General features: G+C 45.0%; 19 protein-coding genes and 1 riboswitch. Of the genes, 16 read left to right on the top strand and 3 right to left on the bottom strand.

From position 1 onward, the window contains the following. Positions 1–95 precede the first annotated feature (95 nt). The 11 genes from AB4Z17_RS19935 to AB4Z17_RS19885 all read left to right on the top strand — a co-directional run bounded on the left by AB4Z17_RS19935 (position 96) and on the right by AB4Z17_RS19885 (position 16,042). On the top strand, positions 96–1,091 hold the full coding sequence (locus tag AB4Z17_RS19935; RefSeq protein WP_441961595.1) for a Gfo/Idh/MocA family protein: 996 nt from the start codon (positions 96–98) through the stop codon (positions 1,089–1,091). A 153-nt stretch (positions 1,092–1,244) separates the two neighbouring features. After that, on the top strand, positions 1,245–2,009 hold the full coding sequence (locus AB4Z17_RS19930; RefSeq protein WP_339207124.1) for an NUDIX domain-containing protein: 765 nt from the start codon (positions 1,245–1,247) through the stop codon (positions 2,007–2,009). A gap of 23 nt (positions 2,010–2,032) precedes the next feature. Continuing rightward, positions 2,033–2,842 (top strand): ribose-phosphate pyrophosphokinase, encoded by an 810-nt coding sequence (locus AB4Z17_RS19925; RefSeq protein WP_441961594.1) that lies wholly within the window; start codon positions 2,033–2,035, stop codon positions 2,840–2,842. Between the two features lies 1 nt (position 2,843). After that, positions 2,844–4,328, top strand: a complete 1,485-nt coding sequence (locus tag AB4Z17_RS19920) for a nicotinate phosphoribosyltransferase (protein ID WP_441961593.1) — start codon at positions 2,844–2,846, stop codon at positions 4,326–4,328. 332 nt (positions 4,329–4,660) lie between these two features. Continuing rightward, the gene (locus AB4Z17_RS19915) at positions 4,661–6,079 is read left to right on the top strand and encodes an RtcB family protein (protein ID WP_441961592.1); all 1,419 of its coding nucleotides are present in this window, start codon (positions 4,661–4,663) and stop codon (positions 6,077–6,079) included. Positions 6,080–6,342: 263 nt separating this feature from the next. Then, the gene (locus tag AB4Z17_RS19910) at positions 6,343–7,125 is read left to right on the top strand and encodes a nucleotidyltransferase domain-containing protein (RefSeq protein WP_441961590.1); all 783 of its coding nucleotides are present in this window, start codon (positions 6,343–6,345) and stop codon (positions 7,123–7,125) included. Positions 7,126–7,165: 40 nt separating this feature from the next. Beyond that, entirely contained in the window at positions 7,166–8,431 is a 1,266-nt protein-coding gene (locus tag AB4Z17_RS19905; RefSeq protein ID WP_441961588.1) for a methyltransferase domain-containing protein, read from the top strand. Positions 8,432–8,436: 5 nt separating this feature from the next. After that, the gene (locus AB4Z17_RS19900; RefSeq protein WP_441961586.1) at positions 8,437–11,022 is read left to right on the top strand and encodes a metallophosphoesterase; all 2,586 of its coding nucleotides are present in this window, start codon (positions 8,437–8,439) and stop codon (positions 11,020–11,022) included. 116 nt (positions 11,023–11,138) lie between these two features. Further along, positions 11,139–11,224, top strand: a riboswitch (cyclic di-GMP riboswitch). Between the two features lie 84 nt (positions 11,225–11,308). Continuing rightward, the gene (locus AB4Z17_RS19895) at positions 11,309–14,221 is read left to right on the top strand and encodes an EAL domain-containing protein (protein WP_441961584.1); all 2,913 of its coding nucleotides are present in this window, start codon (positions 11,309–11,311) and stop codon (positions 14,219–14,221) included. 134 nt (positions 14,222–14,355) lie between these two features. After that, positions 14,356–15,165, top strand: a complete 810-nt coding sequence (gene speD / locus AB4Z17_RS19890) for an adenosylmethionine decarboxylase (protein ID WP_441961582.1) — start codon at positions 14,356–14,358, stop codon at positions 15,163–15,165. 7 nt (positions 15,166–15,172) lie between these two features. Beyond that, complete coding sequence (locus AB4Z17_RS19885) at positions 15,173–16,042, top strand: SDR family oxidoreductase (protein ID WP_441961581.1); 870 nt, start codon at positions 15,173–15,175, stop codon at positions 16,040–16,042. A gap of 8 nt (positions 16,043–16,050) precedes the next feature. Here the strand turns inward: AB4Z17_RS19885 and AB4Z17_RS19880 are convergent, their stop codons facing one another. Next, positions 16,051–16,935 carry an SDR family oxidoreductase gene (locus AB4Z17_RS19880; RefSeq protein WP_441961580.1) on the bottom strand — a complete coding sequence of 295 codons (885 nt, stop codon included), beginning with the start codon at positions 16,933–16,935 and terminating at the stop codon, positions 16,051–16,053. Between the two features lie 128 nt (positions 16,936–17,063). Here AB4Z17_RS19880 and AB4Z17_RS19875 point away from each other — a divergent pair, with 128 nt between their 5' ends. After that, complete coding sequence (locus AB4Z17_RS19875; protein ID WP_441961578.1) at positions 17,064–18,020, top strand: helix-turn-helix transcriptional regulator; 957 nt, start codon at positions 17,064–17,066, stop codon at positions 18,018–18,020. Between the two features lie 64 nt (positions 18,021–18,084). Here AB4Z17_RS19875 and AB4Z17_RS19870 read toward each other — a convergent pair whose 3' ends face one another. Together AB4Z17_RS19870 and AB4Z17_RS19865 are read right to left on the bottom strand one after the other, a co-directional pair. Next, complete coding sequence (locus tag AB4Z17_RS19870) at positions 18,085–18,873, bottom strand: ABC transporter permease subunit (RefSeq protein ID WP_441961576.1); 789 nt, start codon at positions 18,871–18,873, stop codon at positions 18,085–18,087. 23 nt (positions 18,874–18,896) lie between these two features. Further along, positions 18,897–19,784 (bottom strand): ABC transporter ATP-binding protein, encoded by an 888-nt coding sequence (locus tag AB4Z17_RS19865; protein WP_441911742.1) that lies wholly within the window; start codon positions 19,782–19,784, stop codon positions 18,897–18,899. Between the two features lie 156 nt (positions 19,785–19,940). On the opposite strand from AB4Z17_RS19865, the gene AB4Z17_RS19860 reads away from it, so the two are divergent. The 4 genes from AB4Z17_RS19860 to AB4Z17_RS19845 all read left to right on the top strand — a co-directional run bounded on the left by AB4Z17_RS19860 (position 19,941) and on the right by AB4Z17_RS19845 (position 24,449). Continuing rightward, positions 19,941–20,546 (top strand): TetR/AcrR family transcriptional regulator, encoded by a 606-nt coding sequence (locus AB4Z17_RS19860; protein WP_441911741.1) that lies wholly within the window; start codon positions 19,941–19,943, stop codon positions 20,544–20,546. Positions 20,547–20,642: 96 nt separating this feature from the next. Continuing rightward, a complete protein-coding gene (locus AB4Z17_RS19855; RefSeq protein ID WP_441911740.1) occupies positions 20,643–21,875 on the top strand; it encodes an aminopeptidase in 1,233 nt (410 codons plus the stop codon). A 244-nt stretch (positions 21,876–22,119) separates the two neighbouring features. Beyond that, positions 22,120–23,175, top strand: a complete 1,056-nt coding sequence (locus AB4Z17_RS19850) for a fatty acid desaturase (protein ID WP_441877510.1) — start codon at positions 22,120–22,122, stop codon at positions 23,173–23,175. A gap of 155 nt (positions 23,176–23,330) precedes the next feature. Then, on the top strand, positions 23,331–24,449 hold the full coding sequence (locus AB4Z17_RS19845; protein WP_441961574.1) for a sensor histidine kinase: 1,119 nt from the start codon (positions 23,331–23,333) through the stop codon (positions 24,447–24,449). Positions 24,450–24,527: the final 78 nt, after the last annotated feature.

Genomic DNA, 24,527 nt, shown 5'->3' with positions numbered 1-24,527 from the left:
GGCATGGCTATAATAAACAGAAGAAGACTATCCTCATTTCATAAAAATATAATAAGCGATTAGCCAATAAATCTATTTTTCAAGGAGAGACGATTATGATCAGATTCGGCGTTATCGGTACAAACTGGATTACGGAGTCATTTATTTCTGCGGCGAGCGAGGTTGAAGATTTCAAACTAGCTGCTGTCTATTCGCGTTCGATAGAAACAGCGAGTACATTTGCGGAGAAACATAGTATTGCTGCTATATTTACGGATATCGAAGAGATGGCGGCAAGTGGACAAATTGATGCGGTATACATTGCTAGTCCAAACTCATTTCATGCCGCTCATGCGATTGCTTGCATGAAGCATGGCATTCATGTGCTCTGCGAGAAGCCGATCGCTTCAAATGCGCATGAGCTGCGCCAGATGATTGCGGCTGCGAAGGAAAACGGCGTGCTGCTCATGGAGGCGTTAAAGTCGACGATGCTGCCAGGGTTTAAGGCTGTACAAGACAACATCGACAAGCTTGGAACGATACGGCGTTATTTTGCGAGCTATTGCCAGTATTCGTCTAGGTACGATGCCTATAAGGCGGGTACGGTGCTTAACGCTTTTAATCCTGTATTCTCAAACGGGGCGCTTATGGATCTTGGCATTTATTGCGTCTACCCGCTTGTAGCCTTATTTGGCAAGCCGGATGTGATTAAAGCGACTGGTGTCATGCTGGATTCTGGCGTGGATGGGGAGGGAAGCATCGTTCTTCAGTATGAGAGCATGGATGCGGTCATCATGTATTCCAAAATTACACATTCATCGCTGCCATCGGRGATTCAAGGGGAGAACGGCAGTATCGTAATCGACAAGATTAGTGAAATAGGGAAGGTTGAAATCCAATACCGCAACGGAACAAGCGAAGATATTTCGCTACCTTCAAATAGCAAGTCGATGTACTATGAAGCGAAGGAATTTATCGAGCTGATTAGAGCTGGACGTACGGAGTCATCCATTAACACGTTTGCAAATTCACTCGTGACGCTGGAGATTATGGATGAGGCAAGAAAGCAGATTGGACTCGTCTACCCTGCCGATGCTATAGAAACGAAATAATATAACAGGAGCGGCGTGCAGCCGCTTCTTTTTTTATATCCTTATTCGTGACTAATTGCCTATTTTTCTCAGCAGCCGTTGACAAAGGGATTTAATAATGTCATTATGATAATATCAAATTGAATAAATGACATGGATCGGAGTGCAGCAGCAATGGTCGAAAATGAATCCAATTACGCAGCAGATCATTACCGATCACCTGATGGCGCACCAGCAGATATCGTCATCTTTACGATCGTAACGACAGAAAGGCAAACGCCTAAGAAGGCGCTGCCTACGAGGGAGCTGCAGGTGCTGCTGATCAAGCGGAACATATGGCCCTTCGAAGGGCAATGGGCGCTGCCAGGCGGCTTTACGATGGAAAATGAGACGGTATATGACTGTGCTATACGCGAGCTGCAAGAAGAGACAGCGGTTGAGGACGTGCATATCGAATATTTTAACGTGTATAGCACGCCTGGCCGTGATCCAAGGGGCTGGATTATCTCGCATGCTTTTCTAGCGCTCGTTAACGAATGTACACTTGAACAAAGGGCTGCGGCTGTAGATGCATCGGATGTGCAATTGTTTACAGTCGAAGAAGCGCTTCAAATGGATTTGGCGTTTGACCATAAGCAAATCTTGACCGACGCGCTGCAAGAGATTCGCAAGAAAATGCTGACTACGAAGATAGCGAAGGAGTTTCTGCCAGAGGAGTTTACGCTTAGTGAGCTGTATCAGGTAATAAAAACGGTTGTTCCTGACTTTGAGGAGAAAAATTTTATTCGCAAATTGACGTCAACGAAAAGCCGCAGCACGATTATTGAGGAGGCGACGGATACGAATGGAAATCCGAAGCAATCCAATCAATATTCGCAGCGAGCAGCGCAATTGTACCTTTTTACAAAGGAAGAGCCAAGATTGTCTATTTATAGCTGAACGCTTACGAGGAGAGTGATGTCATGCTGAAGTTTAATGGAGTAGAGCTTGGGTTAAAACAGTTTCCGAATGGGGAGACGCTCATAAATGGCGATGAAATCCTTACGCATATGGCGGAATTCAATACGATCGTATGGAAATATGAGAATGATGGCGATCTGGTTAAGCTGATGTTCATCAAGAGCTATCTCGATGATCGGCGCGTTAAATGTACGTTGACCATTTATTATTTGCCGTACAGCCGAATGGATCGAGTCGAAGGTGCTTCTGCCTTTACGTTAAAATATACAGCTGCCTTTATCAATAACATGAACTTTGAATCGGTTACGATTATCGAGCCGCATTCCGATGTATCGCTTGCGCTGATCGATCGAAGTATCGGCAAATATCCAACGATTCAGCTGCTTGAGCAGGTCGCGAACGAAGTAGGTTTTGATTCGGAGAAGGACTATCTTTTTTTCCCGGATGCAGGGGCGCAGAAACGGTACAGCAAGGTTCAAGGCTACCAGCAGCTGGTAGGCTACAAAGCGAGAGATTTTCAGACCGGCCAAATCAAGAGTCTGGATGTCGTAGGACATATTCCGCGTGAGGGCTTTAAGGCCATCATTGTTGATGATCTTTGTTCGTATGGCGGTACGTTTATGCTTAGCGCAGAGAAGCTGACGGCACTTGGAGCCACGCATATTTATTTGCTGGTAGGACACTGCGAGCATTCGATCTATAAAGGGAAAATATTAGAAACTGATCTTATTGATAAGGTGTATACGACCGATACCATACTTCATCAAGCAGAGCATGACAAAATTCACGTATTCGCAATGGGAGGCCTATAAGATGACGCAAACATTCGTTTATCCAGCTACGCTGCTATGTGACTTTTACAAGGTGAGCCATAAAAATCAGTATCCAAAAGGAACGGAGCTCGTTTACTCGACGTGGACCGCTCGCACAAGCCGACTAGATGATATTAACGAGGTTGTCGCTTTTGGCTTCCAATCGTTTATCAAACAATATCTCATCGATTATTTTAATGAGCACTTCTTTGCAAGAACAAAGGCAGAGGTAGCGCATGAGTACAAGAGGCTCATTCAATATGCGCTTGGAGAAGCGAATCCCGATGCATCGCATATTGAGGAGCTGCACGATCTTGGATATTTGCCGATCAAGATTAAGGCGATTAAAGAAGGTGCATTAGTACCGATAAGAGTACCAATGCTGACTATTGAGAACACGAAGCCTGAATTTTTCTGGCTGACGAACTATTTGGAGACGTTGATGTCGTGCCAGCTGTGGATGCCGGCTACGAGCGCTACGCTAGCTTTTGAATATCGCAAAATTTTAGAAGCCTATGCTCTGCAGACAAACGGCGATACAGCAGGCGTACCGTTCCAAGGCCACGACTTCTCGATGCGCGGCATGGGTGCGCTTGAATCGGCGCTCGGCAGCAGCGCAGGCCATCTCCTATCGTTCACGGGAACAGATACGATACCAGCGATATTGTATTTGGAAAACTATTATAATGCGAATATAGAAAAAGAATTGGTAGGTACGTCGATTCCGGCAACCGAGCACAGCGTTATGTGCGCGCACGGACGTGACGAGATGGCATCGTACCGCTATTTGATCAAAGAGGTATACCCAAATGGCTTTGTCTCGATCGTATCGGATACTTGGGATTTATGGAGTGTGCTGGACGTGGTCATTCGCGGCTTGAAGGATGATATTATGAGCAGGGACGGCAAGGTGGTCATTCGTCCCGACAGCGGAGATCCGGTCAAAATCATTTGCGGCGACCCGGATGGAGAGAGTGAATTCGAGCGCAAAGGCGTTATTGAAATACTCTGGGATATTTTTGGCGGCACGGTTACGAAGAAGGGGTATAAGCAGCTAGATAGCCACATCGGGGCAATCTATGGGGATGCGATTACGATTTCGCGCTGCAAGGAAATTTGCGAGAAGCTGGCAGCGAAAGGTTTTGCATCGACGAATATGGTGTATGGGATCGGATCGTTCACTTACCAGTACAATACGCGGGATACGTTCGGATTCGCATTAAAGTCGACGTTTACGATTGTGAATGGCGAGGAGCGCAAAATTTATAAGGACCCCAAAACAGATAATGGCGTGAAGAAGTCGCAGACAGGTCTTGTCCTCGTTACGGAGCAGGACGGGAAACTTGCTTATACTRACAATCTTAGCGCAGCGGAGTATGAAGCTCGTAAAGCTGAGGATCAGCTCGAAGTAGTGTTTGAGGATGGGAAGCTAGTTCGCGATTTGACGCTGGCTGAGGTACGCGCGAACTTATTGGCTCATTTATAAGTTTTTATCCGTGAAAATAAGATGCTCCCTCGAGCATCTTATTTTTGGTTTATTATAAATGTGTTGACAGAAGTTGGGTGATCAGATTATTATGATGTAAATCAAATGAAAGGAGGTCGATGACAATGTTCGGACTAAATTTAGAACGTAATCATGCAACTAAATATAGCAAGTCCATTTCATCGGCCTCTTCGGGGCCTGTGACTATTTTCTAAAATCTTGTATGCTGCAGGCTGCAACGATTGGGAAATAAAGGCGCAAGATTAAGCCATGGACTTTTTGGGGTCCATGGCTTTTTTGTGTTCATTTGAATTTTGAGGAGATTATCGGATATGAAAGAAACGTATTATCAGCAAGTAAAGCTGCCTTCGGGGCAGGTGCATGTTTATGCAGGACCAGAGCTATTCGCGTCCTTGGATTATAAAGTGTTTGAAATGGCGAACAACAACTTACAAATACCGAATCAAGTATATATGAGCTATACGCCTGATGTGCATGTTGGCGTGGGAACCTGTATCGGTACAACAGCGGTATGGAATGCGAGTGATGGCTACGTATCTCCTTCCATCGTAGGCAGCGATATCGGATGCGGGATGCGCGTACAGCTTACAAATCTGCATAAGGATGATTTAAAGGAAGTAAAGCTTCGGCGCAAGCTGGTTAAGGCTATTGAGAAATATATGCCAGTCGAGGAGCATGCAAGAGGTTACTTCTCAGATATTAGACTTGAGAATATCGTGAAGAAGGGCTTGCACGGCTTGCCGAAAAAATATATTCCAGATGCCTACACGCCGCGCAAAGCTACCTCCTTAACCCATGTGGAGAGCAGCCGCTTTGATTTTGACGAAGAGGTGCTGGAGAAGTTTCCGGAAGCTGTCTGGCATCGCGCGCATCGCCAGCTCGGCACACTTGGCGGCGGCAATCATTTTGTAGAAATTCAAGCGATTGAAATTGCCGAGGAAAACAGAGAAATTGCCGAAGGCTGGGGGCTGTTCGACGGCCAAGTGGTCATTATGATTCATTCCGGCTCGCGGGCTTGGGGCGGTGCGGTCAGTCAATATTGCAGCACGGACATTGCCAAAATGATGCGTCAGGAAGGCATAGGCACCGCTGATCCTAAGCTGCTATATGCGCCGTTATCCCATCCGCTCGGCCAAACGTATGTCAACCTCATGTACTCGGCCTTGAATTATGCGGTCGTGAATCGCCACCTGATTGCATACGCTGCCTTGGAGGCGGGCAAGGATGTGTTCGGCTCCAAATTCGAGCTGCGCACATTGTATGATCTCATGCATAACTACGCATGGGAGGAAGATCAAGATGAGCAGTCCTATTTCGTTCATCGCAAGGGTGCAACAAGAGCGCTGCCGGCAGGACATCCAGATAACCCTGAGCCGTACCTTTGCACGGGGCATCCGGCGCTTATACCAGGATCGATGGGCACTGCCTCGTATATTATGGTCGGAAGCGCTGAAGGGAAAGCGAATCATTATTCCATCTGTCATGGCGCAGGACGAATCAGGTCACGGAACGCAACGAAGCAGCTTGTATCGGTAGAAGAGGTTGCTATTGCAATGCGTGTAGGTACGGATGATGAAATCGTCGTAAACCAGCGATCTATGGAGTCTCTGGTCGATGAATCACCGCAGGCATACAAGGATGTAGATCAAATCATTGAGAGTGTAGTCGGAGCCGGGCTTGCACAGGTCGTAGCAAAATGCAAACCGTTAGCTGCCGTCAAAGGAACGTAAATAAAGGAAAAGAAGGGGGACGAGGAGAATGTTTAACCAATATCTAGAAGTACAGTTATTTAACGTAAATGATGAACGGCACAATTCTTTTAATCGAAGCAAAGAGAATAGCTCCACTCCTCGGACCCGTTGTTTGGTATTTGAAGGGAAGCGTGTACTGACCTTGTGTTAGCTGCATTGCTGACTATTCTTTTTCCTAGACTATGGACGATTGTCCATGGTCTTTTTTTTTCAAGAAGAAGCTGAGTAAAGGAGTGTCTAGAATGACCAACATACATGAAAATATTTTGCTGGAGCTGGGTAAAATCGAACGGGAGGAACAGGTTCGCATCGTTTATGCGTGCGAATCGGGAAGCAGGGCGTGGGGTTTCCCTTCTAAGGACAGCGATTACGACGTTCGATTTATTTATGTCAGGCCGGTAGAATGGTATTTATCGATTTTTGACAAAAGAGATGTAATCGAACGCCCTATTAGCGATCTGCTCGATATAAACGGCTGGGATTTGCGCAAAGCGCTTAATCTGTTTCGCAAGTCGAATCCGCCGCTGCTCGAATGGCTGCAATCACCGATTCCATACTTTACGAAATACTCAGTAGCCAAACAAATCCGCAGCGCCTCTCCGTTATCTTTCTCGCCGAAGTCATGCATGTACCATTATCTCCATATGGCAAAAGGGAACTACCGAGAGTATCTGCAAGGCGAGCAAGTGAAAATAAAAAAGTATTTTTATGTGTTAAGGCCGATTCTCGCTTGCGGCTGGATTGCGAAGTACAACTCGATGCCTCCAATCGAATTTGATCGTTTAGTAGAGGCGCTTATTCCTGAGCAGAGCGAGCTGAGAGCTACGGTTGAACAATTGCTGCGACGGAAAAAAGCGGGCGACGAGCTCGATTATGAGCCTAGGCTGCAAGTTATTAATACCTATTTGGAGGAGCGAATGGTTCATTTTGAACAAATCGCATTCGCAATGGGGCAAGGGGGAACTGCGCAGGACAATCAGCTTGATGACTTGTTCCGCAGAGCATTACAAGAGGTTTGGGATTAACTAGTGTTGCTTTTAATTGACAGGTAAGGGGAAGTTAAGGATGGCTATTGTGCAAGTGAAATCGACGAACCCAAGCTTTTCGTTCGTCATCAGAAAAAATCCGGGGTCAGGCATGCTGCTGCGCGCTGTTCGCAAAGGAATGGCCTACGGCTGGTATACCGATGAAGCAACCTTCAACGTTTATTTTAAGGATGCTGACAATGAGGTTTCATACAAGCAGCATAGGCAGGATCAATTTGAGTACCTCAATGTATCGCGATATAATACGCCGCTCTTTGTACTGGGAGCGATCAATGAATTTTTTGCAGCGCCGCTCAAAGCGCAGCATTCGAGTGACACGGAGCAATACGAGCATACCTTCCATATCAATATGATACATATTGAGCTTTTGCGTTATATTCATTTTTTTGAGAAGCATCTTACCGATTATACATTTGAAGCTGTACACCTGGCGCATAAGAGCTATTCGCTTACCATTAAGACGCATAAATCGTTATATGAGCTTATGCATGTCGTTAGTGTGCTTTGTCTCTTCCTCTCGATGTTCAGCGACGAATACATCGATATTTCTGATGATGTGTTGATTAAATATGTGAAGAGTATCCAAATTATCGACGCACCCTTTTATATACGAAGCTTGTTTGCCCGCAATTTTCTAGCTTCAAGAGACCGGTTCAAGAAATATAAAGAAGAGCTGGAGAAAACAGATCGTTATGCGGTTCAACTCTCCTTCGGCGGGACGGCTCAGCAGCGGAGAAGCTATATCGGAAGCGTGCTTCCGTTCAATAAGGCCATTCTCGACGTTGGCTGTGGAGAAGGTTTCTATGCGATTCCATTTGCGTCCAAAATTGAAGACAGCTACTACGCGGTTGATATCCATGAGCCGCTGCTAGAGGTGGTAGAGCGGAAGGCGAAAGCAAAGGAACTGGACAACATCGCTACCTTTCCTTCCATTGAACACTTTCTAGAGGCTTATAACGGCGAGCAGGTGGATGTCATTTTGACCGAGGTTATTGAGCATATGAGTCTAAATGAGGCAGCTGTTCTAATACAGCAAATATGCGAACATGTTGATTTTGATTATTTTGTGCTGACAACACCTAATGCAGAGTTTAATGCTTATTATGAGCTGGAAGACTTCCGGCATGATGACCATAAATGGGAGCTTGGGCGAGCGGAATTTCAAGAGTGGCTGCTCGAAACGATTAAAGATCAATCCGTGGAAAGCCAATTTGTCGCAATCGGCGACGGAGTGAACGGTATACAAACGACGCAGGGTGCGATTTTGCGGAAGAGGAGAGAGTAGCGTCAATGGAAATGAGAACGAGAGTCCATACGATTTTTATGTTGATTGGCACGACGGAATGCGGGAAAACAACCTTTGCAAACGAAGTGCTGATGCCGCAGCTGCGATTTAGGGATGACAGCAAGGGCATGAATGCGAACGTGCAATATATTTCATCCGATAGCATTAGACAAGAGCTTCTAGGCTCTGATTATGATAAATATGATCAAATCATGCTTGAAGCGAGCGATCAGGCTTTCCGCCTTTTGTTCGAGAAGCTGCGGCTGGTCACTACTTTCCCCATTAATGCGGAATTTGTTGTCGTGGATACAACAGGGTTGTCGGAGGATTTCCGGGCGAGAGTGAGGGAGGTTGCAAAGGAAAACAACTACAACCTTGAAGTCGTGCTGTTTGATTACAAGAAGCGGGATGATTATTATTCATCGGAGCGTTCGAAGAAGCTGATAACGAGCCACATTAATCGTTTGCGCAAGGATGTGCTTGGTTCGCTCTCGAGGGAGAAATACAGCAAAGTTCACAAGGTGCGGGCTAAAGATTTTTATTCCCCTATGGATAAGGTTGCGAATCCGGATTATAAGATTATAATCGAGGATGCTGCTGAGTATTTGGACGTTTTTTTACCGCTGGACCAGAAGACGATTATCGTCGGTGACGTTCACGAATGTGTGGATGAGCTGAAGGCTTTGCTCGTTAGCCATGGGTTTCAACTAGAGGGCAATGTACTGGTTGAGACTGGGAAGGTCAGCGGTACAAAAGTATTGCTCGTTGGAGATTGGATCGATAAGGGAAGCCGCACAAAGGAAATCATTGATTTCCTATATACGAATCAGGATAAGTTTTTGTTTGTGCTTGGCAATCATGAAAACTTCGTCCATAAATATATGCGTGGTGAAATCAAAGGTGTGGAAGAGGAGCTGCTGCATGCCTACTTCGATTCCACTGAGGTGCTGAGAGGCGATGCTGAGCTGCTCCAGAAGTTTAATCATCTCGTATCGCTGTCGAAGCCTCACTACAGAATGGTAGGAAAAGCAGGACCATCCTATTATGTAACTCACGCGCCATGCGAGAACAAATATATTGGCAAGCTGGATGTGAATTCGATCCGTCATCAGCGCAATTTCAGGCTTGACCGATCGGCGCCGATTGAAGCACAGCTTGCGTTTCTGAAGCGGGATGCAGCAGGAAACCAGCCGTATCACGTTTTTGGGCATGTGGCTGCTAAACAAGCATTTCGGATCAGAAATAAAATCCATTTGGATTCAGGCGCAGTTCACGGCAATCTGCTAACCTCGGTTTCTCTGTCGGTGAAGCCGACTTTCAAATCACAGAAATCGTCAATAGCCGGCATGGAAGGGGAGCTTCCTGCACTCTTCAAAGAGGAACGCAAAGTATCGCTGCAAGAGCTGGATGACGATGAAGCCCGCAGATTGCAGTATTGTTCGCGCAATAAAATTAACTTTATCTCAGGAACCATGTCTCCTGCAGATAAGGATGAAGCGGCGGGTGAGCTGGAATCGCTGAGGAAAGGGCTGAACTATTTTGTGGAGCGCGGTGTTAAAGAGGTCGTGCTGCAGCCCAAATACATGGGATCACGCTGCAATGTTTATCTGCATGCAGATATCGAGCAATCTTTTGCAGTGAGCCGCAATGGGTACAAAATAAATAAGGTTGACCTAACCGCTGTTTATGAGCGACTTCTGCAAAGATTCGGAAGCTACATGAAGGAAAACGATATATCGATGCTCCTGCTCGATGGCGAGCTTTTGCCATGGGAGGCGCTGGGGGAAGGTCTCATCGAAAAGCAGTTTAAGCCAATTGAGAAGGGGCTTGAGACAGAGCTYGCTTTTCTGAAGGCGAATGGATTCGAGGAAGCGTTCGGAAAGCTTGCGCATGATTTCAAGGAAAGCGGTTTTGAAAAGGATCAGTTTCACCTTAGCAAAGGGGCTATTAATGAGAAGTATGGCCTAGCCGTCTATCAAAATTTTAAGCATGTTCATTCTATTCTTGAGAAAAACAAGCCAATTGACGAGCATGTCAAAGCATATGAAACGTATAAGAGGCAGCTGGAGCTGTATGCCGAGGCAGGGGAACTTGAATACAAGCCATTTTCGCTGCTCAAAATCGCATACGTAGACGGAAGCGAGCAGCTGCCAGGGTGGAAAACCTCTGAGATGTATCGATTCCTATCTGACGATCCATTCATCACGCTTGTGCTGTCTGATGCGGAGAGCTATGAGCTTGCAGAAAAATATTTCTACACGCTTACGGTAGACAATCATATGGAAGGTGTCGTGATTAAGCCCGAGCTGCCTCAGCCGTACACGGTTCCCTATATGAAAGTGCGCAATAAGGAATACATGTCTATTATTTACGGTTATGATTATAGATTTCCGCACAAGTACAATAAGCTCATCAAGCAAAAAAATATTACGCAAAAGCTTCGTACATCATTTAACGAGTACCGGCTAGGACAGCATATGCTGGCGATTCCTTTTGCTGAAATTGCCCCAGAAAACGATGGATATCAAGCGGCTGTTGCGAATCTTTTGTTTGAGGTTGCCAAAGAGAAGGAAATCGATCCTAGATTGTAAAACATCAATATACCAAACCTCCCAAAATGGGAGGTTTTTCTACATCATTCGACCTATTATGAAATTGGTTATGGTATATATCGGAATAATATGGAATACTGGTATATGTAAAAAGTCCTAGTAAAAAGCAAAGTTGTCGAAAGACAATGACGCAAAGCCAACAGGCCTAAAGGAAATTTCCAAAGGTGGCTGGGTTGCCAAAAGGATGAGTGATAACATACCTATATCCTCTCCTTAAAAACTTCAGGTTACCGCCTACGTTATGAATAAGAGGGGATATTTAGCAATGAAACAAATGATTAAACGTTTTAATGGAAATGTTAATGTTGGTAGTTTTAATATTGTTCAAAAGTTAGCGAATTTAGGCTACTGGGAGTTTGACCATATTCGCAGAGAAGCATCCTGGTCGAATCAAATGTTCGAAATATATGGTATGAAATCTGATTTCTCGATGACGATTGAACAATTTTTTGAGTTTGTACATCCCGAAGATCGTGAGCGCGTTAATGAGCAGTTCCACCTTGCAATTGAATCAAAAAAGGAAAGCGTTTCCGAGTACAGAATCGTTCGTCAAGGCGGTGAAGTTAGATATGTGGTGGAAAACATTACGTTCATACGGAATGCCGAAAACGAGATATTGTTGACGATAGGCATGATTCAGGATGTAACGGAAAATAAAAAAATACAGCATCGCCTCACACTAGAAGAGCAGCTTTATAAATCGATATTTGAAAACAACCCTGACGCGGTCTTTTCTTTAGACGCACAAGGGCGTTTTTTGTCATGCAATTCTGTGCTTGAGCAAGTTTTTGGATATACGAAAGAGGAAATTATAAATGATAGTTTTCATAAATTTGTAGATGACGCAGCACTGGATAAAACGATTCAATATTTTGAGCAAACGGTCAAGACGCTGAATCCTCAAAACTATGATACGACAGGCATTACGAGAACAGGGCAAACGGTCGAATTTAATGTGACCAATATTCCAATCATTATTAATAAAAAGCTTATCGGCGTCTACGGCATTGCCAAGGATATTACGCAGCAAAAAATGATTGAGCAATCATTGACTGAGACCGAATTAAAATACCGCAGTATTGTTGAGCAATCCATTGTCGGTATTTTTGTCGCGCAAAAAAACAACTTCGTTTATTCAAACGACCAGCTCAATAAAATGTTTGGTTATGACTCCTTGATCGGTATGGATATTATACAGACGATCCATCCTTTAGACCGTGAAGCCGTCGTTAATCAGCTAACGAAGTTACAGGAGGGGCAGTCTTTATCTAATTTCTGCCACAGAGCCATTAAGCAAGATGGGACGATTATTCATTGCGAAGTGCACTATAATCAAGTGTCAAATATGGGTGAGCAGGCGATCGTTGGCGTAGTCCTTGATGTTACGGATCGGAGCAAGGCTGAGGAATTAAATCAATATTTGGCTTACCACGATTATTTAACGGAGATGCCAAATCGCAGAATGTTTGAAGACCAGCTAGATAAGCAGCTAAGGGTAAGCGAGTATTTTAAGCAGAGGCTGGCGATCATGCTGATTGACGTGGATCGTTTCAAATATGTAAATGATACGCTTGGGCATCCGATTGGGGATGAGCTGCTGAAACAAATCGCCTTTCGATTGATGAGCAATTTACGTGATGGCCAAACCGTATTCCGACTTGGCGGAGACGAATTTGCAATTATTATAGCTGATGTAAAGCAGCAAAACGAAATCAAGGATATGGCAGCTACTATTATTAAGCTTATCAATGAGCAATTTTTGATAGAAGGATATGAGCTGAATGTAACCGCAAGTATTGGAATCAGTCAATCGCCTGGCGATGGGAGCTCGGTGGAGCAGTTGATGAAAAATGCGAATGCGGCTCTTTATCATGCGAAGTCCAGAGGCAGCAACCAATCACAGTGCTATTCCTCTTCTTTAAATGTGCAATCATTCAAATTGTTTTCACTCAGCAATGATTTGCGTAAAGCGCAGGAAAGAGGAGAGCTGTTCCTTCATTATATGCCTCGAGTACATTCGCAAACGATGGAAATTGTTGGCGTCGAGGCGCTGCTGCGCTGGAATCATCCAGATTGGGGATTGGTTGCTCCGTCTGAATTCATACCGATCGCAGAGGAAACGGGGCTTATTGTATCGATAGGAGAATGGGTGCTTCGCGAAGCCTGTTTGCAGCATAAACGGTGGCAGAGCTTAGGACTGCCTTCGGTCACGCTGTCGGTTAACTTTTCGGTGCAGCAGCTTCTTCAGCAAAATATATTGCATAGAATCGATCAGATTATCGAGGAGACAGGAATTTCCCAAGATCGATTGGAAATTGAAATAACGGAAAGCTCCTTTATTAGCAATGAGAATGCGGTGACGGAATTGCTGCTGGAGCTGAAGAAAAGAAAAATCAAAGTATCGCTTGATGATTTTGGAACCGGCTATTCCTCTCTTTATTTATTGAAGCGATTGGCACTCGATACGATCAAAATTGATCGGTCATTTATCGAGGAGTTGATGACGGATCGTAGAAATAAGAGCATTATTGAATGCATTATTCAATTGGCTGGCGAACTTGGCATGCAGGTGGTGGCTGAAGGCGTTGAAACGAAGGAGCAATACAACTATTTACGCGAGCAGCGATGCGATGAAATCCAAGGCTATTATTTCAGCCGTCCTGTAGAGCCGGACAGCATCGTGCAGCTTTTGAGCCGAAGATCTTGTAAAGAGCCTGCTTTATTTATGCCTAGTAAAGAGGTGCTCGTTAATCGGAGAAAAAGCTTTCGAATAGATTTGAAGTATTGTCTATTGGCAGAGATGACCATTACGATGTTTAAAGGAAGCAGTGTGAAGCTTGGGAGTACAGAGGTGTTTGTTCGTAACATCGGACCAGGCGGGCTCCGGTTTATAGTCGGTGTGAAGCTGCCCGTTAACAGCGATATTCTCTTGATGTTCAAGACGAAAATTCTTAATCAAATGTATGTGCTATTCGGATTTATCGTCTGGTACAATGAACTGGGCAAAGACATTTATGAATATGGTGTGCAATTTCAATTAAAAGAAAAGCAGCAGGATGAGCTCGTCAATACGCTTAATTTCCTAGCCATTAAGCAGCGTGATGGCATGCTTCCTCAAACACAGGTGTATGTTGGAGATCCGATACTCCGAATTAAGGAATTGAAAAAACATAATTAAATAATGAGATGAAAAAGCATTTTACATTCGGTAAAACCGAGGCGTGAAATGTTTTTTTTGTGCAGCATAAAAGTTTTGCCGCATTGGTCTTTGGGTAAAAGGAAATAGTAGTTATTGAAAAGGAGGATGCGCGCTTGAAACTTACACCGGAACAAAGAATTCAGCTGCATGGCTTTAATAATTTAACGAAGTCACTCAGCTTCAATATGTATGATGTGTGTTATACGAGAACGAAAGAAGAGCGTAAAGCATATATCGCCTATATAGACGAACAATATAATTCGGATAGGCTGACGAATATTTTGGAAACGGTATCGGATATTATTGGAGCGCATGTGCTTAATATTGCAAAGCAGGATTATGAACCGCAGGGCGCCAGCGTTACTTTGCTCGTATCGGAAGGGCCGGTAATTGGCGGACCCAATGAGTCGTTTGAAGAATCGCCGGGTCCCTTGCCTGATTCCGTAGTGATGCATTTGGATAAAAGCCATATAACGGTTCATACATATCCGGAGTATCATCCGAACGAAGGGATAAGTACGTTCCGCGCAGACATTGATGTATCGACCTGCGGCGAGATTTCACCGCTAAAAGCGCTGAACTATCTGATCCATTCATTTGATACCGATATTATGACGCTGGATTACCGTGTGAGAGGTTTCACTCGCGACATTAATGGTTATAAGCTTTTTATTGATCATGATATTAACTCGATTCAGAACTACATACCGAAGAAGGAATCTCTTTTGTATGACATGATCGACGTTAATATTTATCAAGAAAATGTGTTTCATACCAAATGCAAGCTGAAGCAATTTGATTTGAACAACTATTTGTTCGGCTATACGAAGGATTCGTTGTCAACCATAGAGCAAGAGGAAATTACGAGAAGATTAAAGACCGAGATGGATGAAATCTTTTATGGAAAAAATATAAGGAGCTGATTTTCTCATGTCTAATTCACCAACACAAAAAAATATTAACCCGCCGCAGCACCAAAACCGTCAACCGGGCATTGAATCCGAGATGAAGCCGCTGCCTATTTTTGAATCGGATTCATATAAAGCAGCAGGCAAGCTGAAAGGGAAGACAGCTATTATTACGGGCGGAGATAGCGGCATTGGCCGCGCGGTAGCTGTTGCTTTTGCCAAAGAGGGCGCGGATTTAGCGATCGTATATTTGAATGAGCATGGCGATGCAGAGAAGACGAAGGAAGTTGTAGAGAAAGCTGGCGTGAAATGCTTGCTTATAGCTGGCGACGTCGGCGAAGAGGAGTTTTGCAAAAGTGTCATCGAGCAGACGATTAAGGAGTACGGCAAGCTGGATGTTTTGGTGAATAACGCGGCAGAGCAGCATGTGCAGCAGAAGCTTGAGGATATTACATCGGATCAGCTGGTGGCTACGTTCCGAACGAATGTGTTCAGCATGTTCTATTTGACGATCGTCGCTTTGCCTCACTTGAAGGCATCCAGCTCCATCATCAATACAGCATCTATAACGGCATACAAAGGAAATCCGACGTTAATTGATTACTCCGCTACAAAAGGAGCAATCGTGTCCTTTACGCGCGCATTGTCAGTGAATTTGGCTGAGCAAGGCATTCGCGTTAACGGTGTAGCTCCCGGACCGATCTGGACGCCGCTTATTCCAGCGACATTCGATGAGCAGTCCGTAGCTACTTTTGGCTCAGATACACCGATGAAACGGCCAGGACAGCCGCATGAGTTAGCAGCTGCCTACGTCTACCTAGCTTGTGATGATTCCAGTTATATGTCAGGCCAAATGCTGCATATTAACGGCGGAGAAGTTGTAAACGGGTAAAGAAGACATTACAAGAAACCATGCTGCTTCGCATAATTTCCCCAGTGCGGCTGTCTGCCATCGACGTCGGTTATGCCGAACTCATCAGACAGCTGCCAGCTCGGGAATACTTGTCCGGATCTTTCAAGCAAATCGCTGCTTGCTGCAAGAGCTGCGATTCCGCGTCCGACAAAAAATGGCGTTTCCGATTGGCTGAAATGCTCGGCATCTGGCTTGCCGCCATGCACAGCATCAAGCCACGTTTCTTCCGTTACTTCAAAATGCTCCAGCATTTCCTCAGAGCGAAGGAAGCCGGGAGTTACAGCAACAGCCGTTACATCATGGGGCTTAAGGTCAGCTGCCATTGCTGCGGCAAGATGAATAGGCGAAATTTTGGCCAAGCTATAAAACAAGCTTCCGCGATAACGGTAATCGATTCCGTCCGTTACTTCAATAATTAGTCCCTTTCTCCGTTTCACCATCAACGGAGCCCCATAATGACTCGTAATGAGATGAGCTTTTACGGCACGCTCTTGCATTAACAGGCCCTTGCTTAACGAATGCTCCCAAAACGGCTTTCCCCATTCCGTTAATTTTTCTCCTCCCCAAATATTATTGACCAGCACATCCAGTTGTCCATTTTGCTCCTTGTTGATTTGCTCAAATAAAGCCTGAACGTCCGCTTCTACTGTATGGTCAACTCTAACCGGGATGCCCACGCCTCCTCGTGCAGTGACCAATTCGGCTGTTTCTTCAATCGTTTCCGCTCTGTTCAAATCGGAGGCTTGGCCGCGAATGCTTCTTCCTGTGCAGTAAACGGTGGCTCCTGCTTCTCCAAGACTTACTGCAATACCGCGTCCAGCTCCCCGTGTAGCTCCAGCAACGACTGCGATTTTTCCCTCTAATGGTTTCATTGTATCTCTCCATTCCGATTTCTATTTTTTACTCTTTGTCAGTTTAGCAAACGATATACGACAACTACTGTCATATATTCATGCTACAATGAAAAAAACGAATGAGAACGGCACAGGAGGCCTAGCATATGAGAGCGGGACGGTTGATTGCTATCCTATTATTGATGCAAAACAGCGGGAAATTGACGTCAAAAGAACTTGCGGAAAAGCTGGAGGTATCCGAGCGTACCATCATTCGTGATATGGAGTCGCTTAGTGAAGCGGGCATTCCGGTTTATGCGGAGAGGGGAGTGCACGGAGGATGGGTTTTATCCGAGGGGTATCGAACCAATCTAACAGGTATGCATGCGGATGAATTAGTGTCTGTTATCGTTGGCAGTCCATCTTCTTTACTGAGCGATCTAGGAATTGCGAGTCACTATGAAGCGGCCGTTCAWAAAATACTGGCTGCCTCTCCTGCTGAAGTGAGCAAAGGGGCGGCTCTTATGAAGCAAAAGATTCATATTGATGGAGCGGGCTGGCATCAGATGGAAGAGTTAATGCCATTCTTGTCGATTGTGCAGGAAGCCGTTTGGGAAGAACGATTATTGCAGATTCGCTATCATCGAGAGGATGGGATCGCCGAACGAATCGTCTCTCCGCTTGGGCTTGTTGCTAAGCGAAACGTTTGGTATTTAATTGGCGAGGTGAACGGGGAGAAACGGACCTACCGAATATCAAGATTATTGGATGCCCAAATGCTGGAGGAGCGGTTCGCACGCCCAGCAGACTTTGATCTGGCTCAGTACTGGGAACAGTCCATGGGTGAATTTAAGCAGAGGCTGCCGCAATATCCAGCTGTTATTACCTTTCATGATGCAGTGCTCTCTCGGCTATCCAAAGAACGATATGTGAAAATCGTAGAATGCAGTCCTTCACTGAAAACGAGTTGGTCATCGGCGCGCGTTGAATTTCAAGGCTTGGAATCGGCGTGCGAAATTATTTTAAGTTATGGTTCACGAATAGAAGCGGTTGAGCCTGCAGAGCTGCGGCAAAAAGTGACGGCTGAGGCAATGGCTATCAACCGTTTATATATCGAATTGTAAAAAAAGAGGAAGCCAGACGATGGGTTTCCTCTTTTTTGTGTGTGTCACGATACTAAACAAGGCATTACAACGGCAGGTCTCGTTTGCTGAAAGTGCGGATGCCCGCCATAAAGCCAGCAAGACCGATCAAGAAGAGTATGACCAAAGCGAGTACCGGGTCGCTGCTGCCGCTTGCGATTTCGCTTGGCCTATATAATGAGAAGAGGGAGAAATACTTTAACCAGTCTATATTCGCGCTTATTTTGCCGAGCATATCGAGTCCGAACATGCCGAATGTAATGATCCCTGAAATGCCTAGTGCTTTCTTTTCATCGCTGGAGAAAGCAGAGACGAAGAAGGAAATTCCGCCTACTGCAAAAAATAGCATCCATGCAATCACATTCAATAAAATGAAGCGGGAACCGTCAAATTCGTATCGATCACCGATAAACAAGGCATAGCCAATAAAACCTGCAGCTGTCGTAACGATCATAATCAGCAGCAGTCCAGCGATAAGCACGCTCGCTTGCGTTGCGGCGACACGCTGCCTTGACGTCGGAGTAGACAGCAGATAAGCCATGGAGCCTTGATCCACCAGCCTTGCCATTAGGCCCGTCGACAGCATGATGCTGAATATAGAAAGCAGAAGAGGCAAAATGAGTCCGTAATACTCTCCCGAGATGAAGGCCTCCATGCTGCCGAAGCCGGCTTGGACGCCGAAAGCATTCATAAGCCCTTCGGGCAGAGCCGACATAAGCTCGTTAAGTGCTCCTGTGTTTTGCGCGATGCCGGGATACAGCCAGAACATGAGCAAAATGTAGAAAGCCGAGCCGAAGGCATAGTTGCTTATACCTTTAAGATTGATCTTCATCATTTGTTTAAATAGGGGAGCGTTCATCAGACGAGCTCCTTCCGGTCATAATAGTGCATGAATACGTCCTCAAGATTTTGCGCGGTTATATCGAGGCTGCGAATAGGGTATTTGGCCGTCTCTCGAATCAGCTCGTTATAATTGCCCTGCACGGCGACTGTGACCCGTCTGCCATCGTGTGATTCGATAGGCACTGTGCCCGATAACACGAACAGATGAGCATCTGCCGCCTGCTCAAAAACAATCTCAACCAGCTTGCGCTGCATGGACTGAAGCTCATGTATGTTTTTGACGGTCATCACTTTCCCGTCCTTTATTATGGCGGCGCGGTCGCAGGTTCGCTCGATCTCGGTAAAACTATGGGAAGACATCAGAAAAGTCGTTCCTTTCGCCTTCTCTTCGAGAACAAGCTCAATAAACGTCTGCTGCATGAGAGGATCGAGGCCGGAGGTAGGCTCATCGAGAATGATTAATTCGGGATCATGCATGAATGCGGCGACAATTCCGACTTTTTGCTTCATGCCTTTGGACATCTTCCGAATCGGCGTGTTGACGTCGAATTGCAGCCGTTCGATTAGGCTCCGGCGTTTGGCTGAGCTGTCCACTCTCTGCATAGAGGAGAGAAATTCAAGAAAAGCTTTTCCTGTCATTCCTTCGATAAAAGCAATTTCCCCTGGTAAATATCCAACAAACTTTTGCACCGTTCCTTGTTTCGTCCAGGTATCGAGTCCCTTTATGGATACCCGTCCATGATCCGGCTTCATAAAACCCATAATGTGACGAATAGTCGTCGATTTGCCTGCTCCATTAGGACCCAAAAAACCGAACACTTCACCTTTGTTTACCGTGAATGACACATCTGTAATGCCGCGGCCATTCCGAAAAAGCTTAGTCAGCCCCTCAACGATTAACATATACCGCTGCACCCCGCATTTGTAATTATGAAATTATTTTATTATTTTATTTCATTATTTATGATAATTTCGTTAGGATTAGAAGTCAATGGGTTATGAAATATAGATGTGCTATAATTTCATTAAATTAAAATAGACGTGATTGCAGGAGGCAGTATGAACGGTTTCGAGAGAAGGAAGGAATTAATCAAGGAGAAGATTAAGAAGACGGTTTTAGACATGCTCAAGACGTGGGAGCCAAAAAAAATACGAATCGCGGACATTGCAGCGGAAGCTGAAGTATCTCAAGTGACAATTTACAATTATTTCGGCAGCAAGGAAGCACTGCTTAGCGAGGTATTCAAACAATTTATTGATAAGAGCATTACTGATTTTGAAACATTCATTCAAGGTGATCGCTCCTTAAAGGAGATCATTCAATATATCGTTTTTGTAGACAAGGAAGCTTATCGCGCTTTTACTCCTGAATTTTTCACACAGTTCCTGATTGATGACGAAACGAATCAATATATTGAAGAGCTTTATCGAACAAAGGGGATGCCGCTCGTCGTACAATTTGTAGAAGAAGGGAAAAGGAAGGGCGAGATCTCGAAGAAGGTATCGACTCCGACCATTATCGCTTATATCAATATGCTAAAAGCGCAATCCCACATGTTCCTTGATTTGGCGCAGCAAAGCGAACAAGTAGACGATTTTCTTGATGAGTTCATTCATCTCTTCTTTTATGGTATTTGCAGCTCTGGACCAGAGTCTAATTCGTAGGTCCATGTTATTTGACTATGGGCTTGTATATTCGATACAATTTAGGCTGCAGCATGTTTGTACATAGAGGCATGAATGAAGGGAGAATACGAGATCATGAGTGGATTTGAACATCATTTAGATACGTATGCAGAGTTGATTGTAAAAATTGGAGTGAACGTACAGCAGGGCCAAGAGGTATTCGTTACAGGAGCTGTCGATCAAGCAGCACTCGTTAGACTTGTAGCCGGCAAAGCCTATGAAGCAGGCGCGAGCAACGTCCATGTGGAGTGGACTGACGATTCATTGTCCAGATTAAAATATGAGCAAGCAGCAGACGAAGTATTTGCGCGTTACCCCGAATGGGAAACCGCAAAACGCAACTCGTTTGTGGAACGCGGAGCAGCATTTATCTCCATCGTTTCATCAAGCCCAGATTTGCTGAAAGGCATCGATTCAGGACGTATTTCCAGCTTCCAGAAAGCTTCTGGCCAAGGCTTGCAGGAGTTCCGCAGAGCTATTCAATCGGATAAAGTAAGCTGGACAGTAGTTGCCGCAGCGAGCAAGCAATGGGCAGCGAAAGTATTCCCGGAAGCAGGGGAAGAGGAAGCGGTCCAAAAGCTGTGGACAGCTATTTTTGAATCGGTTCGTTTGCATGCTGAGAACCCTGTTAAGGCATGGGAAGAGCATAATGCGAATCTTCACAGCAAGGGCGAGACGCTTAATCAGAACCGTTTTCACAAATTGCATTATACGGCTCCTGGCACGGATCTTACGATTGAATTGCCGGAGAAGCATATTTGGGTCGCTGCAGGCAGCACGAACATTAACAACATTCCTTTCATGGCGAATATGCCGACCGAGGAAGTGTTTACAGTTCCGCTAAAAACAGGCGCAAACGGTTATGTATCCAGTACGAAGCCGCTAAGCTATGGCGGCAACATTATCGATCGTTTCAAGCTGACGTTTGAAGCCGGACGTATTGTGAAGGTAGAAGCTGAAGAAGGCCAAGACATCCTGCAGAAGCTTGTAGACATTGACGATGGCGCGCATTACCTAGGCGAGGTTGCGCTCGTTCCGCATGAGTCGCCGATTTCGCAGTCCAACATCTTGTTCTATAATACGTTGTTTGATGAGAATGCATCTAATCACCTGGCAATCGGCAGCGGTTATGCTTTCAATATCGAGGGCGGCAAGTCGATGTCACCAGAAGAGCTTGCTGAGAATGGCGTAAATGCCAGCATCACGCATAATGATTTTATGATCGGCTCAGCTGAAATGGATATCGATGGCATCACGAAGGATGGAAAGGTAGTCCCTATCTTCCGTAAAGGAAATTGGGCAATTTAATTAGGGTTAGCAAATAAAGAGCTATCTGGAAGAAGCGAATGCTTCTTCCCGGTAGCTTCTTTCTGTTTTATGGGTTCTTTTACATAAATAAGACAACTTCCCAGATGGCTATATGACAAATGTCATGCCATCGTATTGACGTTTATGACTACAATGACCTGACAGTTTTCTTTACAATAAAGTTAGAATACTGCGTTAGACGTCCGGGATACTCTCCAAGCGTCATATTGAGGAGGAAAATGCGATGACAGAGCTTAAACATGCTCACTTGAAAAAAGAAGTTGCCCCATTTGAGAAAACGGATTTAAAGTCGAGTATCAGACAGCTTATTAACACCTTAGTGCCACTCGTTCTGCTCTGGTATGCCTCTTACTATAGTCTTTCCATATCGTACTGGCTTACTGCTCCGTTGGTGGTGCTTACTTCTGGTTTCGTCATTCGTACCTTCATCATCTTTCATGACTGCTGTCACGGATCGTTTTTCAAAAGCAAAAAAGCAAACGATATCATAGGTACAATTACAGGCGTTATTACGCTTGTCCCTTATAGACAGTGGAAAAATTCACATTCCATCCATCATGCAACAAGCAGCAACCTCGATAAACGGGGCGTTGGCGATTTGTGGATTCTAACGGTAGAAGAATACGCAGCAGCGCCGCTTATGCGCCGGTTTGCCTATCGTATGTATCGTCATCCGCTAGTTATGTTTGGACTTGGTCCAATCGGTGTTTTCCTTATTCAATACCGCTTTAATGTTAAAGGCGCTAGACGCAAGGAACGGATGAACACTTATTTGACAAATGCTTTGATCGTAGGCTCTTACGCGCTTCTTATCTGGGCAATCGGCTGGCAAGCATTCCTGCTCGTTCAAGGTCCTGTGTTTTTTGTATCTGGTTTGCTCGGCATATGGTTGTTCTATGTACAGCATCAATTCGAGGATTCTTATTTTGAGAATGAAGATGAGTGGAGTTATGTGAAAGCTGCCGTTGACGGAAGCTCTTACTACAAGCTGCCTAAAGTGCTGCAATGGATTACAGGCAACATCGGCTTCCACCACGTTCATCACTTGAGCCCTAAGGTTCCGAACTATAACTTGGAAAAAGCGCATAATGCAACGCCGCCGCTTCACAAAGCGACGACGATTACGATCAGCGAAAGCTTAGAATCGCTTCAGTTCCGTCTTTGGGATGAATCAGACAAAAAATTTGTCAGCTTCAAAGGGATCAAGCATCGTCTTCGTAAAGCAAAAGCATCATCTGAGAAAATAAAAGCGACACAAGCAAGCTTGAAATTTAAATAACTCCATTTAAACATACACCAGAAGCCACGCCCTTACAGGCTGGCTTCTAGTGCATATTGCATCAAGGAAAATAAATACTTGAAATGTTGTATATGCTAAAATGATTATAAAATAATCATAACCATCGTATGGCATGGGATAAAGGATGGACGACCATGAACAAGTGGTATCAGATTTTTCAGAAAAACACAGGTCTAAGCCCATATGTGTGGGTCGTCTTCTGTATTTTGCCTTTTTATTTTATTTTTCGTTCGTCTTCCCCTTATGAAGCCGTATCCGGTATCATCATGATTATTTTGTTTTTTATTTGTTACCGGCTATCGTTTGTGTCTAAGGGCTGGCTAGTGTATTTCTGGACCAGTGTGCAAATTATTATATCGATTGCGATGACTTTATTGTTCAGTTACGTTTATTTTTCGATATTTCTAGCTTTTTTTATCGGACATATTCAGAATCGAGCTGGATTTTTTACTTTGTATACGATTCATATTGTCAGTACGTTCGTAACGGTCAATTACGGATTTGCTACACAGAACACGTTGTTTTTTACACAGTTTCCGTTCATACTCATCAGTCTCATCGTCGTTATTCTGCTTCCCTTCAACACATACAACAAAAACAAGCAAGGGCAGCTCGAAGGGCAGCTTGAGGACGCGAATAAGCGGATATCGGAACTTGTAAAGCTTGAGGAGAGGCAGCGAATCGCACGTGATTTGCATGATACGCTGGGACAGAAGCTGTCGCTAATCGGTTTGAAGAGTGACCTCGCCGGCAAGCTGATGGTCAAGAACCCAGCGCAAGCCCAAGCGGAAATCAATGATGTGCGCCAGACGGCGAGAACCGCGCTTAAAGAAGTGCGGGAAATGGTTACGCAGATGCGCGGGACGAGAATTGAGGATGAAATGTTTCGGGTAAAGCAGATTTTGAAGGCAGCCGAAATTGAATTCGAGCTCGTGGGAGATTTGAAGCTTGGTACTGCGAATTTGCTCACTGAAAATGTTCTCAGCATGTGTTTGAAGGAAGCGGTAACGAATGTTGTCAAGCACAGCGGAGCAACGACGTGCACCGTAACGATTCAATCATCGCGTACAGAGCTGTCACTGAAGGTGCAGGACAATGGTGTAGGAATTCCTGATGAAGCTAGAAACTGCGGAGGCCATGGTCTTCAAGGCATGAAGGAGCGTCTTGAGTTCGTGAACGGAAGCCTAGATATCATTTCGAATGATGGAGCGACGCTCATTATTAAGGTGCCAAACGTTATTAAACAAATGTAGTGATAAGCTGAAAAGGGGATTGAGGGATAATATGATCAGAATCGTCATTGCCGAGGATCAGCGCATGCTGCTGGGCGC

The organism is Paenibacillus sp. TAF43_2 (genome assembly GCF_052113545.1).
GTDB lineage: Bacteria > Bacillota > Bacilli > Paenibacillales > Paenibacillaceae > Pristimantibacillus.
This window is presented reverse-complemented; position numbering and strand designations above follow the sequence as displayed.